The sequence below is a fragment of the Flavobacterium sp. 2 genome (genome assembly GCF_049949195.1).
In the GTDB taxonomy this organism is placed as follows: domain Bacteria; phylum Bacteroidota; class Bacteroidia; order Flavobacteriales; family Flavobacteriaceae; genus Flavobacterium.
Window position 1 is genome coordinate 1,276,134 of the sequence record NZ_CP188206.1, and the last position, 16,010, is coordinate 1,292,143.

The following is a 16,010-nucleotide window of genomic DNA, read 5'->3' on the forward strand; positions in this document are numbered from 1 at the left end:
AATTATTGAAGATTAAAAAAAAAGCATAAAAAAAACTCACTATCAATATTTTATATACAGATAGTGAGCTTTTAACCAAAACGACCATTTGGTTTTTTCGTTAGCGTCAAGCTTCGGCCTAGACAGCCAATTATTTAATTTGCTATAATATCAAAACTTTTATTTTCAATTTTCACAACAGTTAACGCTTGTGAATAGCTAAGTAAAAAAGAAACAACTTCTTTTTTAGGTTTTAAATTTTTAGAAGCTAACGCTTTTTTAGAGTAAATTTTTGCCATACTATAAAATGTTTATATACAGTATAACGAGTTAATACTCAAAATAGTATTAGTTGGTTAAAATAATTTGATGTTTATCAATTATTTTTCTCAAATTCATTAGTGCATAACGCATTCTTCCCAACGCTGTATTGATGCTAACGTCTGTCAGTTCAGAGATTTCTTTAAAACTCATATCTTGATACATACGCATTACTAGTACTTCTTTTTGATCATCCGGAAGTTCTTCAATTAGTTTTTTCAAGTCAATTTCGACTTGATCAAGAATCATTTTTCCTTCAATAGTCAATGAATCATCAGACATTACAGAGAAGATTGAAAACTCTTCTGTTTCTCTGTACATTGGCATTTTTTTGGTTTTACGAAAGTGATCTACAATTAAATTGTGAGATATACGCATTACCCAAGGCAAAAATTTACCTTCTTCATTATAGGAATTGCTTTTTAAGGTTTTGATTACCTTAATAAAAGTGTCTTGAAAAATATCATTTGAAATATCTCTATCGGCGATCTTAGAATATATGAAACCATATATCTTAGATTCGTGCCTTTTAATTAATGTCGACAGCGCAACTTCATTGCCATCGATATAATTTTTGACTAACAGAGCGTCTGGAATGTGCAGATGAGCCATAATACTTACTTTTTTAGGTTTTTAATTTGGAGTAATTTTCTAAAAAGTAATTTTATTGTATAGGCTTCTCTTTTTTTAGTTATGTTAATTAAGTCATCAAATTTAACAAATTATTATTTTAAAAAGCAAATAAAACACAGAATAATTAACAATAAAAACTTAAAAAATAGATACATAAGTTAATTTTTATTGGAAAAGTCCGTTAAATCATTAAATAATGTGCAGATAAAAAACAATAAAAAAAAAGACATAAATAACTTACAATTAAATACTTATAGTTATTTATATCTCTTTTATTAATTTTTTATTGATAAACGCGTACGTAGTCAACATAGTATTTTTGCGGAAAAATTTTATCATCAACTTCTGGTCCGCCAAAATTTCCTCCAACTGCTAAATTCACAATAATATAAAAAGGTTTGTCAAAAGGCCATGTATCTTCATTTTTAACCGGAGGATTAAAGGTATAAACCAAAGTTTTGTCTACAAAAAAGTCCATTTTATCTTTTGTCCATTCAATTGCGAACACGTGGTAGCCCTCTTCAATATTAGGATATGGCGTTCTTTTAGTATTTATCGTGTTTCCGTGACTATCCTGTGTGTGCAAAGTGGTATAAACCATTCCTGGATCACGTCCTATATATTCTAAAATATCAATTTCTCCTGCTTTTGGCCAGTGAATTTCATCAATATTGGCTCCTAACATCCAGAATGCAGGCCAGATTCCCTGACCAACTGGCAATTTTGCTCTGGCTTCGATTCGGCCGTATTTAAATTCTTTTTTTCCTTTAGTTGTAATTTTAGTCGAAGTGTATTTAGCGCCTTCTTTTCTGGCTTCTATAACTAAATTTCCGTCTTTAAATTCATGATTTGTTTTGGTATAAATTTGTCTTTCGTTGTTTCCAAAGCCGCAAAGATTGGGACAGCCATCACCTATTTCAAAATTCCAATCTTTCTCATTCAATTCTTTTTTATTGAAGTTTTCTTCCCAAACAAGTTTTCTTTTTACTTCCTGTGCAAAACAAGCACTGCTGATCAACAGCAACATAATTACCTTTTTCATACTTTTTTAAAATTATAAAAATTGAAAAGGCCAGCCTAAACTGACCTTCTCATTTCATTCTTACTAATTAATTTATATTCTATTGATACACTCTTACATAATCAATCTCCATAGAAGATTGTGTGAAAGCCGCATCAATATTACCGCCAAAATTACCTCCCATAGCAACATTCAAAATTAAGAAAAAGTCTTTGTTGAAAGGTAAACTCGCATCATTAGGAACCGAATGAATTAACTCATCATCTACATATATTTTTATAGTCTCAGGACTCCAAATTGTTTTATAAATATGGAATTCTGTCGAAACATTTGCGATTGTTTTAGAACCTGTATTAGCTGTTCCGCCGAAATGTCCAGGGTAATGAAGCGTTCCGTGAATTACATTCTGGCTGTTTCCAACATGCTCCATAATATCTAATTCGCCACATGCCGGCCATGCATTTGTTGCATAATTTGAGCCAAGCATCCAGATAGCCGGCCAAGTTCCTCCTCCGATTGGAAGTTTTGCACGAACCTCAACTTTTCCATACGTAAATTTATATTTTCCTTCAGATTTCAATCTGGCTGAAGAATAATCAGCTCCGCCGGAAGCTTCTTTTTTAGCTGTAATTTTTAGATTACCTCCCTGAACAATTACGTTTGTTGAAGAATTAGTATAATTCTGTTTTTCATTATTTCCCCATCCGTTATCGCCACGTCCTAAATCATAAACCCATTTTGAAGCATCTGGTGCTCCATCTGTATTAAACTCATCTGACCAAACTAAATTAGTATAATCTTTATCTGGTGTTGTTGGATTTTGCGTTGGTTTTGTAGTCGTAAAAATATGATACCAAGCCAATGATGCATTTCCGCCCATAACGGCTCTTACAACCATTCTATTTGCTGTAATCGATAAAATCTCATATGAACTCTGACCGATATAGTAACCCATAAATCCGTTATCAGAGAAATTCATCATTGTTCCTCTTGTTTGTGTTGCATGATTTGGATTTTGCATTACAACAGATTCTGAAGGACTCAATGAAACTGTTTTCTTTCCGGAAGTATCATAAGCCAAACAAGCATCAGATCCTGAACTTCCTCCTCCTACGCTTTCAAATGCTGCGTTGAAGAATGTTGCCCCACCATTGTTTAATTGATATTTAAGCTGACCACCTTCAAGAGAGAATGTCAGTTCGTTTCCGTATAAACAACTGCTGGTTGGTGAACCTGCTTTTTCCCAAGCTCCGGCTTGATAATAGTTTCCATAGTAATTTTTCGTAGCATCACCATCATTTTGACCAACTCCTAAATGTCCTGCTTCTGAAGCCGACCAATACCATTTTTTAGAAGTACCACCAGTCAAGAATTGCACAGCTTCAGCATCACTAAAATCACTTTTAACCGTAACATCAGTTGTAGTTGTGCTGCTTACACCTCCTTTTCCAGAAGCGATAATTGTTACTGTATAGGTATTAACTCCGGTTTTTGTAAAACGTTTTGTTACCACTCCATTTGGCGCATTGTCAGATGTTCCGTCGCTATACACATATTTATATGAAATTGCATCATCTGCTGTAGCCGTAAATTTTACAGTTCCTGAGCCATCTCCGTTTGGAGCTGTGGCAGTTTTACCAATAATCTCGGCTGTAACCTTAAGATTCGTTGGAGAATCTATTGATCCAAAAGTAAAATCATCTTTTTGACAACCCGTCATCAAGAGAATCGTAAATATGGATACTATTTTTATAATTATATTTTTGCTCATGATTTCTTGTATTAATTGGATTGTTTTATGTCGTCAAAATAATAAGTCGCTCCCGTTCCTGATTGTCCAAAATCTGGGAATAAAATTACTCTGTCATATTTTACACTAGCGTCAAAACTCGCGGCACTTGTAAGATCAAAAGTTAAAATTTGCCAAGCATTTGCGACTGTAGTTGATGCATGCACTTCAAAATTAACGCTTGGGTTTCCGTTTCCGTCTTTTGGTGATGTTGAAAGCTCCATTTTGTATAAAATATCAGCGCCAACTTTTGGAGACCAAACTGCTACTTTTACTTTAGTTCCTTTTGAAAAATCTGGTGAAGCGTCAAGATTTAAACTCGCTCCAGCCCAAGTTTCAGCACCTGATTTTTTCTCCAATTTAACCACTTTATCAGATACGTTCGATCCGGTTTTATCAGGATTTGTTGTCATTGAAGCAATAACATTTCCGAAACCTCCCCAATTATAAGTTAAGTTCGCAGACTCAAAATCAATAGGCAATGCGATTGATTCTGCAGGTGCTTTGTAGAAATAGATATTATCAATAAATACCGTTCCTCCAGCCCAAGGCGTTCCAACAAATTTCAATTGGAAAATTTTATCCACTGTTAATCCCTGACTTGTAAATGCCGAAATTGGAATATCAATACTTGTCCATTGATTAGCGGTAAGATCTTTTACTACAGGTTTTTCTGAAGGCCCAGTCTGAATCAATGAAGTTTCAATTTTTTGTAAATCAGCTGTCCAAACATCCATGTGTAAATATTCCATTTTTGAAACATCAATTGTTACGTTGTCTGCTAATGCGATTCCTTGATAACTAAGCTTGATGTAATTCAGCATCTTATCACCGTTTAAATCAAACTCTGCCCAGCTGCTTCCTTGCCCTGCCTGACCCCAATCTGGGAAATAGTTTGTTCCTGCAACATTAGTGTATTTTGTACCGTAAATCGAAATAACATCTGCAGGTTGTCTGTTAGGAGGTGTTGGCGCAGATGCCGAAGGCGCTACAACCAATTTTGCAGTAACCTGAGCTGTATATTCAGTTGTTTTAATTGCAGCACTTTTTGAAACCACACGAACTGTATAAACTCCAGCTTCTTTATAAGTATAAGAAACAGACTCGCCGTTGTTTGCCGAAATTGGATCTGGTTTTCCAGCTTCTCCAAAATAAATATCATAAAACAAAGCAAAATCTGCAGTTGCTTTAACCGTTACTTTTTTAGATACTGATAAATCGTTTGTTATTTCAACTACTAAATTTTCTGGAGCTCTAAAGGATACCACAACGTCATGTGTTACTTCGGTTGTTTTTCCGTTCACATTCATCGCCGTAATTTTCGATTTATACGTTCCTTCTTTATAAGTATGAGTTACTATACCGCCCGAAGCAATATAAGCTGATTCCGCAGTTCCATCTCCAAAATTGATTTTGTACTGCGTTGCTCCTTCTCCCGTAGGGATAAAAGTTACTTTTCCGGTATTATCCTGCGTAACGGTCGTCAATGCCGAAACATTAGTCGGCGCTGCCACACTGTCTAAATCAACATCAAGGGCATCATCGTTTGTGCAAGCAATCAGCGTTGCCAAAACGAAAAGATTTAATATTAAATATATTTTTTTCATAATTGTATTTTTTTAGTATCCAGGATTTTGTTGCCAGTTTCCGTTTGCAAATTGAATTTCTTCTATTGGAAGCGGAAATAATTCGTTTTTATTCGCTGTAAAACCAGGAATTTTTCCAACAGCTTTTCCAGTTCTTACCAAATCAAAGAAACGATGTCCTTCACCAAAAAGTTCCACTCTTCTTTCAGCATAAATAAAATCAGTCAATGCTGCTCCAGAAGCTGTGATATCGTGATTATTATCTCCAAAAGCGCGTCTTCTAACCTGATTTAAATAGTCTCTTGCTTTCGCGTCATTATTTCCTGCACGACTGTAAGCTTCGGCTGCCATTAATAAAACATCAGCATAGCGAATAGCTCTGTAGTTATTCGGATTTGTTAAATTCAAATCTCCAGCTGCAGCTGAACTTCTTTTTCTTGGAATGTATTTTCTGTTGAAGTATCCTGTGTCTTCATTTCCTTTTCCGTAGCTAACACCTTTTCCTCCATCATAATTAGTATTTGCAGCGGCAAAAGCGGCAATGTCTAAAATAGCAACATCTTTACGTTTGTCACCTGCTTCAAAAGCATCTGCACCTTCTTTTGTTGGAACATTAAAACTAAATCCAGAAGAAAAAAGTGGTCCTGAAAAATTTCTTACACCACTGAATCCAACGGCAACGTTACCTTCACTACATTGCAAACAACCAAATCCAGCTCCTTCAACATCTGTGTATTGCACTTCAAAAACAGATTCAGCATTGTTTTCTCCATCCATTTCAAAAATGGAATTGTAATCAGTAACTAAAGAATATTTACCTGAAGTAATTACACCATCAAGAGCAGTAGCTGCCTGAGCAAATTTGTTTTCATATAAATACGCTTTTCCAAGAAGTGCCAAAGCTGCTCCTTTTGTTACGCGTCCTTTTTGAGAAGCAATTGGAGATAAATTAGCAGCCGCAAAAGTCAAATCGGCTTCAATTGAAGCGAAAACTTCTTCTTTACTTGAACGCGGGATTGTCTTTTCATCTCCAATTTTAAACCTCGCATCACCTTTCATTGGTATACCACCAAACCATTTCACTAACTCAAACTGGTAGTATGCTCTTAAAAAACGTGCTTCGGCTATAATTTGTGCTTTTCCTTGAAAATCTGTTTTATCTTTAAATTCAAGGATGTAATTTGCTCTTTGAACTCCTGCAAACATCCAATTCCAGATATCTCTTAAATTACTATTTACTGGCGTATGAATCATGTCATCAATCTGCTGCCAGCCAATTACGTCTGTTGGGCTTTCTCCTCCACATAATGTATTGTCAGAAGCAATTTCTCCTAATATGACATTTGCATATGAAGCTTGCAATAGATCATATGCTGCAATAAGCGCCTGATCATAATCTGCTTTTGAGTTGAAATAGTTCTCAGAATCGATAGAATATTCAGGTGTAGGATCTACGAACTCATCCGAACAAGAAATACATAAAGTCGAAAACAGAGTAAGCGTTATAACGGTTGTATATAAATATTTTTTCATTTTAATTGAAATTAAAAATTAAAGTTTAGTCCCATTAAGTAGGTTCTAGGAATTGGATAGAAACCGTAATCGATTCCTGCACCAATAGGAGACTGAGAAACATTATCACGATTTCCCGGACCAAATGAAGCACCAGGATCAAAACCTCTATACTTTGTAAATGTGTATAAATTATTTACCCCAACGTAAAGTCTTAATTTTGTAAGTCCCGCTTTTTGAGCCACATTTGGATTAAGAGAATATCCTAATTGAATATTTTGGATTCTGAAATAAGAAGCATCTTCTACATAATAATCAGAAAAAACATTATTTGCTGTTGCTCCTGTTGTTACTCTAGGAGTTGAATTTGTTGATCCCTCGCCTGTCCATCTGTCTAAAACATAATTTAAACGATTGGCATCAGAAAGCGTTCTTTCATAATTACGAACCATATCATTTCCTACAGAAGCAAAAGTGTACATAGCAAAATCAACATTTTTATAATTCATTTGAATATTGAAACCCATTGTAGCAGATGGAATTGGATCTCCAATATTGGTTTTATCATTTGTATCGATTTTTCCATCTCCATTTACGTCAACATAACGAAGATCACCAGGAGCTGCATTTGCACCTAAAGCAAGCTGAGATGGATGTGCATCAATTTCTGCCTGATTTTGGAAAATTCCATCTGTTTTATATCCGTAGAAATATCCTATTGGTTTTCCAACTTCCATACGTGAAGGCGCTGGCTGCCCAACACCAAATGCTCCTCCTTCAATAAATCCTGTACCATTGTTAACTTCTTGTACAACATTTTTAAGGAACGTAACATTATAGCTTACAGCAAAATTGAAAGAATCTGAGAATTTATCTTTGTAATCAATTGCAAATTCAAAACCTGAATTTTTAACCGATCCAGCATTTAAAGTTGGAGCACTTGCGCCCGGAGCGCCTGTTCCGTTAATTCCTGAAACTGGAATATTTGGCACCAATAAATCTTTTCTGACATCATTGAAATAATCAGCAACGATGTACACTTTGTCGTTTAGTATTTTCATATCCAAACCAACATCGAATTTTTTCGCTTCTTCCCATTTTAAGTCCGGATTTGGAACCTGTCCTGTTGAACTTCCATTTACAATTGCTCCGTCAAAAACATAAGTTGCTTCACCGTTCAAAAGTCCTAAATAACCATAATTCGGGATTTGGTCGTTTCCTAACGTTCCGTAACTAGCTCTTAGCTTTAAGAAATTGATAAACTTAGGCTCTCCAAAAAATTCTTCTTTAGAAACAATCCATCCACCAGTAACAGATGAAAAATATCCGATTTTGTTTCCTGGTCCAAATTTTGTCGAAGCATCACGACGGGTCATTCCAGAAAGTAAATACTTCTCTTTATAATCGTACTGAAGTCTTGCATAATATGACAATCTTCTTTGGTCATAATTATAAGAACTGTTTGTAAGCGTTTCTGAAATTCCTTTGGTTAAAGAAATATCCGCAAATTGCCATGAGTTATTAGGAACATCATAACCAGTTGCTGTAAGTCCGTTACCCCATTCTTTAAAGATTGTTGTACCAACAGTTCCCTTTACATTATGACTTTCTGCAATTTTTGTTTCATAAGTACCGTAAAGGTCAAATGAATAGTTGTTATCATTTACTGCTCCTTGAGTAACCGAACTTCTTTGTACATCAAAAACTTTTCCGCCATAGCTTATTTGCGGTGCAAAAGTTTTCGATTCGCTGTTTGAAGTATTAAAACCAATGGCACTAGACAAGGTAAATCCTTTGAAGATTTTATAATCCAGTCCAAAGTTTCCGTTTATTTTTTTATAATTATAGTCATTGTATGAATTTTCAATTTGCGCCAGTGGATTAATAATTTCATTTCCTAATCCTGTAGTATTTGGAACAAGCGTAAAACTACCATCTGCATTATACGGACTTAAAGTCGCCGGAACGTTTAATGCATTAAACAATACAGATCCAAGACCATTTTCATTTAATGTTCTTCTGGTGAAATACGTATAAATTACGTTTGTCTTTAATCTAATTTTACTGCTTAAATCAGCGCCTAAACCAATTCTTGCTGTGTTTCTTAAATATCCTGATTTATCTCCACCAACAATTCCTTCTTGATCTAAATGCGATCCACTGATAGAATAAGTAATGTTTTCTGAACCTCCCGAGATCGTCAAATCATTATTAATAATAGGAGCGCCTTTTTGGAAAACTTCATCTTGCCAATTTGTGCCTTTTCCTAATCCGCTTACATTTGGGTAAGGAAGTGGTTTTCCTCCATTGGCATAACTTTCATTTAATAAAAGTGCATATTCTGTAGCATTTAAAGTTGGAAGTTTCCTAGATGTTTCCTGAAATCCAGCATAACTGTTGAATGAAACTTTTGTTTTTGAATTCTTTTTACCCATTTTGGTTGTTACCAAAATAATTCCGTTGGCTCCAATTGTTCCGTAGATTGCTGCTTGTGCATCTTTTAAAACAGTAATGGTTTCAATGTCATTTGGATTTAGCAAACTAAAATCTCCAACGTAACCATCAATAATTGCAGTTGGTGAATTTTGTCCGTTTGTAGCAATACCACGAATACGAATATCTAATCCCGCACCTGGCGCACCAGACTGTGTAGTTACATTCACACCCGAAACTGTTCCTTGTAAAGCCTGTTCAATTCTTGCTGGTTTCAAGATATCCAGTGTTTTACTGTCGACAACAGATACTGCTCCGGTAATTTCTCTTTTTTTCTGAGTACCGTAACCAATAACAACAACCTCTTCGAGTGATTTTGCGTCATCGGCCATTTTTACAGTCATTTTTGTTCCAGAAACCGCAATTTCCTGCGTTCTATAACCTATATAACTGAAAACAATTGAAGCTCCTTTTGGAACTCCGGTTAACTTAAAAGATCCGTCAAAGTCTGTGGTTGTACTTTGCGACGAACTTTTAACTTTTACATTTACGCCAGGCAATGATAATCCTGACCCATCTACTACCGTTCCGCTTACATCATAAGATTGCGCAAAGGCAAATGATGTACACAACGATAGTACAATTAGTAACAATTTCGATTTCATAATTAGTTAGTTTTTATTGAAAGATAAATTTATTCGTTCCTATTAGGAATCCGATAAATTTAACCTCAACAAAAAACATACATCATAAAAAAAATGTTACTAAATTCAATATATCGTAAAAAATATCTCGAATTAACTAATATTTACGAATGTTAATTTTCTTAACATTTACATTACAAAACCCTTACAAATGCAGAATGTTGTGGTAATGTATAGTTTTTTAGCGCCATTTTTTGCGCTACTATACAGCCAAAATATATTCAACTAAACCGATTTCGTGCTGTAAATCCATTTTTTTGCGCAAACGGTATCTTTTAATTTCAACACTTCGGACAGAAATATTAAATAATGGCGCTATTTCTTTTGAAGAAAGATTCAAGCGAAGATACGCACACAAGCGAAGGTCATTTGGAGTTAATAAAGGATGTTGTTGTTTGATGCGTTTTAAGAAATCCTTATCTGCATTATCAAAAGCTTCCTTAAAAACATTCCAGGAATCTTCTTCCGTAATATTTTTATTAATCGTACTAATTACCGATTTGATGTTTTTGCCCTCACCTGTTTTCTGCAAATCTTCTTTAATAAAAGCCAACAATTCATTTTTACTATTTAAACTCATCGTCGAAACTGCTAATTCTCGGCTTTTTGTATCCACATCCTGAGAAAGCTGTTCATTTCTGAGTTTCATCAATTGCTGTTCGTTTTCTAATTCTTTGATTTCAAGTAAAAGATTATTCTCTTCGATTAATTTTTCTTTTTGTTTCTGATAATAATTTCGGTACGCCTTATTAATGAAGTAAGCGATTGCCAGCATCAACAAGAAATAAATAAAAACAGCCAGATTAGTCAAATACCATGGTTTTAAAACTACAAAAGTATAAACTGCGGTATTTTCAAGAATACTATTGGCATATTTCGCGCGAACTTTAAACGTATATTTTCCTGGAGAAAGATTTTTGAAATTTACTGTTGCTTTTGTGCTCCATTCACTCCATTCATTCTGAAAACCTTCCAGCAAATATTGATACTCTGTATTGATATATTTATTGTATTCCGGAACGGTATAATTCAGCGTAATATTATTATCATTCGAATGAAAGCTTCCTTCCTCCTGAATAGCAACATCTTTTAAAACTTCATTTTGTTTGTTAATCGAAATATTAGTAATATGAACGCTATAATTTTTAAAAACTAAATCATCTATATTTAAAGTATAATAGCCATCTGTTGTACCAATTAAATAATTAGATTTCGAAATCTGTGTAATATTCTCATAACCAAGCATCGAATTTGTCAACGAAGCCGGAATAGGAATTACATTCTGCTTCAACTGATTGCTTAGCTTACTTGCCGAGAAATAATGAATATAGTTTTTTGAAAAAAGCCAAATTTTATTCGAATTGTCCACAATCAATTTACCCGATGTATATTCATCTTTTTCAAAAATCGAACTCAAAACAGCGTCTTTTTCGAATTGCTTTGTTTTTGGATTAAGCTTAAAAATTCCGCCTTTAAAAGCATAATAAATTGAATTATTAAATTTCGTCAAACTCGCGCGTGTTCCATTTTTAGGCGATTTATAAGTATAAAAACCATTTGTTTTCTGTAATGAATTATCAAGTTTTAATCTAAAAATACCTTTGTATTCGTGACTTACATAAATTTCTAAATGGTCTGAAATTTCAAAATAGCGCGAAGAATAATCAAATCCCTGAATTTTATTCCGAAATACCCATTGATTGTTTATTTTTTCTAAAACGGAAATCCCGTAATAATTCCCCTGAAATAAAAGATTTTTATTGTTTGGAACCGGTTCAAATTTCCATGTTCCGGAAGCAGCGAAAATATTTCTGGCCGTATCATTTACCACAACAAATGTTCCCGAATCATGACCGCAGAAAAGCGTATCCTCGTAAACAAAAAGCGACCAAACCTGCCCTTTTGTTCCGTTTATAAATTTAAAATCACTGTTGCTTTGAAGCGGTCTGCAAAAAAGTCCCTGATTTGTTCCAACATACAAAAGCCCTTTATAAACTGCCGAAGCGTAAACCGTTCCTAAAATGCCCGAATCATCAGTAAAACTGTGCACTGGCGACTGCATATTAATACAATTAATTCCGTTGTCAAGTCCTGCCCACAAATTCTGATCTTTATCTTCAAAAAGCGACAAAGCTGTATTGTTGCTCAATCCTTTGCTCTGCGAAAGATGGTATTTTAATTTTCCTTTATCAGATAAAACAAAAATTCCGTTCGAAACCGTTCCCAAAGCAAAACTTCCATTCTGAAGTCGCTGACTACTATAAACAAAACTCAATTTTAATTCCGAATCAACATCAGTCAAAAAAGGTGTCAATGTATTTCCAGTAAGTTTATACATTCCGTCAAGCTGTGTTTGAATCAACAAACCGTCATCAATGATAAAAATATTGGCAATCGTAAATTTTTTAAGAATTGGATTATCTGAAACTAACTTTGCCTTTCCACTTTCAATTTCAAAAAGACCTTCTTTCAAAGTTTGAAAATAAATCGCGTTTTTTGGCGCAAATGATTTTACAACACCATTTTTTGGCGCAATAATTTTAAATTGTCCAGTTTTAGTATCGTAAATATAAATGCGGTTAAGCGACTGAAATAAAATCCATTGATCGTATTTTAAAATGTTCCAAAATTGCTCATCATCCAGAATTTTATTTTTGATTGCGTCACTTAAAGACTTGTATTTCAGCTTTCCGTCTGCATTTCTTGTCCAATAGCCAAAATTCATATACGTTCCCGTATAAATCTTATTGCCAATTACTTTTACAGAACGCAAAATCGTTTCGTTTGGCGCTGGATATAACTGCCAATTTGTTCCGTTATATTCTAAAAGTCCGTCATTATTAGCAAAATACAAGTAATTTTGATCATCCTGCGAAATCATCCAACTTTGATTTCCAGCGCCATAAACTGCTGAAGAATATTTAATAATTGGCGGAAATTCCTGCGCTGACAGGAAAAAACTCATCAAAATAAACAAGGCAGAAAGTTTTGTTTTCAAATCTATCGGGGTATTAATTTATTACAAAAACAGTCCTAAAATAGCTTATTTTATGTTGAAACAACAAGTTTTTAGTAAAAAAAGCATCAATGCCAGAAACGAAGCTTAACTTGTTGAATTAGTTAAAATTTGGAACAATCTCCTTAACTAAACTCAATTCAAAATTGATTACTTTTGTAAAAATTGACTTTTTTTATGCAAATTGATCTTTCTACACTCGACCCGAAACAAAATATAATCATTAAAGGAGCACAGGTACATAATCTAAAAAATGTAGATGTTGCTATTCCGAGAAATAAACTTGTTGTGATTACAGGGCTTTCAGGATCAGGAAAATCCAGTTTGGCATTTGACACTTTGTACGCCGAAGGACAACGCCGTTATGTAGAAAGTTTATCGTCATATGCGCGTCAGTTTTTAGGACGTTTAGACAAACCAAAAGTTGAATACATAAAAGGTATTGCGCCTGCAATTGCAATTGAGCAAAAAGTAAATACTACAAATGCTCGTTCGACTGTTGGAACGTCAACTGAGATTTACGATTACATCAAACTTTTATATGCCAGAATTGGCCGTACTTTTTCTCCGATTTCAGGTGAAGAAGTCAAAAAAAATACGGTTAGCGATGTTATTTCAGATGTAAAATCATTAGAAATTGACAGCAAATGGCTTTTATTGGCTCCTATTCATTTAGAAGAAGGACGACAACTTGAAGACAAACTAAAAGTACTTTTACAACAAGGTTTTGCACGTATTTTAGTTGATAATGAAATGGTTCGTCTGGATGATTTCACAGCTTCAGAAATGCATTCGCTTGACAATAAAGATATCTTGTTGATTATTGACAGAATTGTTGTCAAAGAGGAAGAAGAATTCTACAATCGTCTGGCTGATGCGGTACAAACTGCTTTTTTTGAAGGAAAAGGAATTTGTTTTCTTCAGGAATTAGGTTCAGAAAAACGTTTTTCATATTCCAATAATTTTGAACTTGATGGCATTACATTTTTAGAACCAAATGTTCATTTGTTCAGTTTCAATAATCCGTATGGCGCTTGCCCAGTTTGTGAAGGCTACGGAAATATCATTGGTATTGACGCCGATTTAGTAGTTCCAAATACTTCCTTATCTGTTTTTGAAAGTGCAATTTATCCTTGGCGCGGCGAAAGTATGAGCTGGTATAAGGATGAATTTGTAAAACATGCCTATAAATTTGATTTTCCAATTCACAAACCTTATTTCCAATTGACAGATGATCAAAAAGATTTGATTTGGAAAGGAAATCAGTATTTTCAAGGATTAAATGATTTCTTTAGAGAATTAGAAGAAAAAAATTATAAAATACAAAACCGCGTAATGTTATCACGTTACCGCGGAAAAACAAAATGTCACGCTTGTCGCGGAAGACGTCTTCGCGAAGAAGCTTCTTACGTAAAAATCAATGGAAAAACAGTTTCTGAATTAGTTGATTTACCAATCAAACATTTGGTTACTTTTTTCAAAAATATTGATTTGAACGTTTATGAAGCACAAATCGCAAAACGTTTGATGGTTGAAATCAATAATCGATTATCTTTCTTGACAGAAGTTGGTTTGGATTATCTAACGTTAAACCGAAATTCGTCAACGCTATCGGGAGGTGAATCACAGCGTATTAATCTTGCGACTTCTTTAGGAAGCAGTTTGGTTGGTTCGATGTATATTTTAGATGAGCCGAGTATTGGTCTGCATCCAAAAGATTCTGAGCGACTAATTAAAGTTTTGCTTTCGCTTCGTGATTTAGGAAACACAGTAATTGTCGTTGAACATGATGAAGATATCATGAAAGCAGCCGATATGATTATCGACATTGGTCCCGAAGCAGGAACTTTTGGAGGAAAACTGGTGGCGCAAGGCACTTATCCGGAAATATTAAAATCGGATTCATTGACTTCAAAATATCTGAACGGTGATCTGGAAATTTCTGTTCCGAAAAAAAGGCGAAAATTTAAAAATCATATCGATATTGTTGGCGCGAGAGAAAACAATTTAAAAAACATTGATGTTACTTTTCCACTTGATGTTTTAACAGTTGTCACAGGAGTTTCCGGAAGCGGAAAAAGTACTTTGATCAAAAAGATTTTGTTTCCTGCCATGCAGAAAAAACTGGAAAGCGCTGCTGAAAAAGCAGGTCAGTTTAGTGAAATAAAAGGTTCTTTTTCTCAAATAAAACATATTGAATATGTTGATCAAAATCCGATAGGAAGAAGCTCACGATCAAATCCCGTAACATATATTAAAGCTTATGATGATATTCGAGATTTGTATGCAAAAGAAAAATTATCCAAAATAAGAGGTTATCAGGCCAAACATTTTTCTTTTAATGTTGACGGAGGACGTTGCGAAACTTGTAAAGGAGAAGGCTCTATAAACGTTGAAATGGTTTTCATGGCCGATGTTTCTCTGCCGTGTGAAACGTGTGGCGGAAAACGATTCAAAAAAGAGATTTTAGAAGTTACTTTTGACAACCAAAACATCAACGATATTCTGACCATGACTATTGATGACGCCATTTCTTTTTTTGAAAAAAATAAACAATCTAAAATAACTCAAAAATTACAGCCTTTACAGGATGTTGGTTTGGGTTATGTTCAATTGGGGCAATCTTCTTCTACTCTTTCGGGCGGTGAAGCGCAACGTATCAAACTCGCTTCATTTTTAGTTAAAGGAGCAACAAAAGACAAAGCCTTATTCGTATTTGATGAACCAACAACAGGTTTGCATTTTCATGATATTAAAAAATTATTAGCTTCATTTGATGCTTTAATTGAAAAAGGGCATTCTATTATTGTAATTGAACACAATCTCGATTTAATAAAATGTGCCGACTGGATTATTGATCTTGGTCCTGAAGGTGGTGAAAACGGAGGCCATTTATTAGCCACAGGAACTCCTGAAGATATTGTAAAAGTAAAAAAATCTGTTACTGGAGTTTATTTGAAAGACAAACTTTAATGCTTATGCAGTGAGCATTTCATAATAACACAAAACAGCCATA

General features: G+C 34.3%; 9 protein-coding genes. 1 reads left to right on the forward strand and 8 read right to left on the reverse strand.

The annotated features are described in order from the left end of the window. Positions 1–134: 134 nt before the first annotated feature. The 8 genes from ACNFIH_RS05420 to ACNFIH_RS05455 all read right to left on the reverse strand — a co-directional run bounded on the left by ACNFIH_RS05420 (position 135) and on the right by ACNFIH_RS05455 (position 12,976). Positions 135–278, reverse strand: a complete 144-nt coding sequence (locus tag ACNFIH_RS05420) for a hypothetical protein (RefSeq protein WP_167498050.1) — start codon at positions 276–278, stop codon at positions 135–137. A gap of 49 nt (positions 279–327) precedes the next feature. Continuing rightward, entirely contained in the window at positions 328–912 is a 585-nt protein-coding gene (locus tag ACNFIH_RS05425) for an RNA polymerase sigma factor (RefSeq protein WP_035648741.1), read from the reverse strand. A gap of 304 nt (positions 913–1,216) precedes the next feature. Continuing rightward, positions 1,217–1,975, reverse strand: coding sequence for a glycoside hydrolase family 16 protein (locus tag ACNFIH_RS05430; protein WP_426485808.1), 759 nt, complete (start codon positions 1,973–1,975; stop codon positions 1,217–1,219). Positions 1,976–2,054: 79 nt separating this feature from the next. Then, positions 2,055–3,725, reverse strand: coding sequence for a glycoside hydrolase family 16 protein (locus tag ACNFIH_RS05435; protein WP_426485809.1), 1,671 nt, complete (start codon positions 3,723–3,725; stop codon positions 2,055–2,057). Positions 3,726–3,736: 11 nt separating this feature from the next. Next, complete coding sequence (locus ACNFIH_RS05440; protein ID WP_426485810.1) at positions 3,737–5,350, reverse strand: PKD domain-containing protein; 1,614 nt, start codon at positions 5,348–5,350, stop codon at positions 3,737–3,739. A 12-nt stretch (positions 5,351–5,362) separates the two neighbouring features. Continuing rightward, entirely contained in the window at positions 5,363–6,862 is a 1,500-nt protein-coding gene (locus ACNFIH_RS05445) for a RagB/SusD family nutrient uptake outer membrane protein (RefSeq protein WP_426485811.1), read from the reverse strand. Positions 6,863–6,873: 11 nt separating this feature from the next. Then, positions 6,874–9,939 carry a SusC/RagA family TonB-linked outer membrane protein gene (locus tag ACNFIH_RS05450; protein WP_426485812.1) on the reverse strand — a complete coding sequence of 1,022 codons (3,066 nt, stop codon included), beginning with the start codon at positions 9,937–9,939 and terminating at the stop codon, positions 6,874–6,876. A 241-nt stretch (positions 9,940–10,180) separates the two neighbouring features. Beyond that, positions 10,181–12,976, reverse strand: a complete 2,796-nt coding sequence (locus ACNFIH_RS05455) for a triple tyrosine motif-containing protein (protein WP_426485813.1) — start codon at positions 12,974–12,976, stop codon at positions 10,181–10,183. Between the two features lie 195 nt (positions 12,977–13,171). Between ACNFIH_RS05455 and uvrA the strand changes: the two genes are divergently transcribed. Further along, positions 13,172–15,967 carry an excinuclease ABC subunit UvrA gene (gene uvrA / locus ACNFIH_RS05460; protein ID WP_426485814.1) on the forward strand — a complete coding sequence of 932 codons (2,796 nt, stop codon included), beginning with the start codon at positions 13,172–13,174 and terminating at the stop codon, positions 15,965–15,967. The last annotated feature ends 43 nt before the right edge of the window (positions 15,968–16,010 follow it).

Excerpts from the sequence above, each read along its gene's own strand:
- ACNFIH_RS05420 (WP_167498050.1), bottom strand. The coding sequence starts at position 278 with ATGGCAAAAATTTACTCTAAAAAAGCGTTAGCTTCTAAAAATTTAAAA.
- ACNFIH_RS05425 (WP_035648741.1), bottom strand. The coding sequence starts at position 912 with ATGGCTCATCTGCACATTCCAGACGCTCTGTTAGTCAAAAATTATATC.
- ACNFIH_RS05430 (WP_426485808.1), bottom strand. The coding sequence starts at position 1,975 with ATGAAAAAGGTAATTATGTTGCTGTTGATCAGCAGTGCTTGTTTTGCA.
- ACNFIH_RS05435 (WP_426485809.1), bottom strand. The coding sequence starts at position 3,725 with ATGAGCAAAAATATAATTATAAAAATAGTATCCATATTTACGATTCTC.
- ACNFIH_RS05440 (WP_426485810.1), bottom strand. The coding sequence starts at position 5,350 with ATGAAAAAAATATATTTAATATTAAATCTTTTCGTTTTGGCAACGCTG.
- ACNFIH_RS05445 (WP_426485811.1), bottom strand. The coding sequence starts at position 6,862 with ATGAAAAAATATTTATATACAACCGTTATAACGCTTACTCTGTTTTCG.
- ACNFIH_RS05450 (WP_426485812.1), bottom strand. The coding sequence starts at position 9,939 with ATGAAATCGAAATTGTTACTAATTGTACTATCGTTGTGTACATCATTT.
- uvrA (WP_426485814.1), top strand. The coding sequence starts at position 13,172 with ATGCAAATTGATCTTTCTACACTCGACCCGAAACAAAATATAATCATT.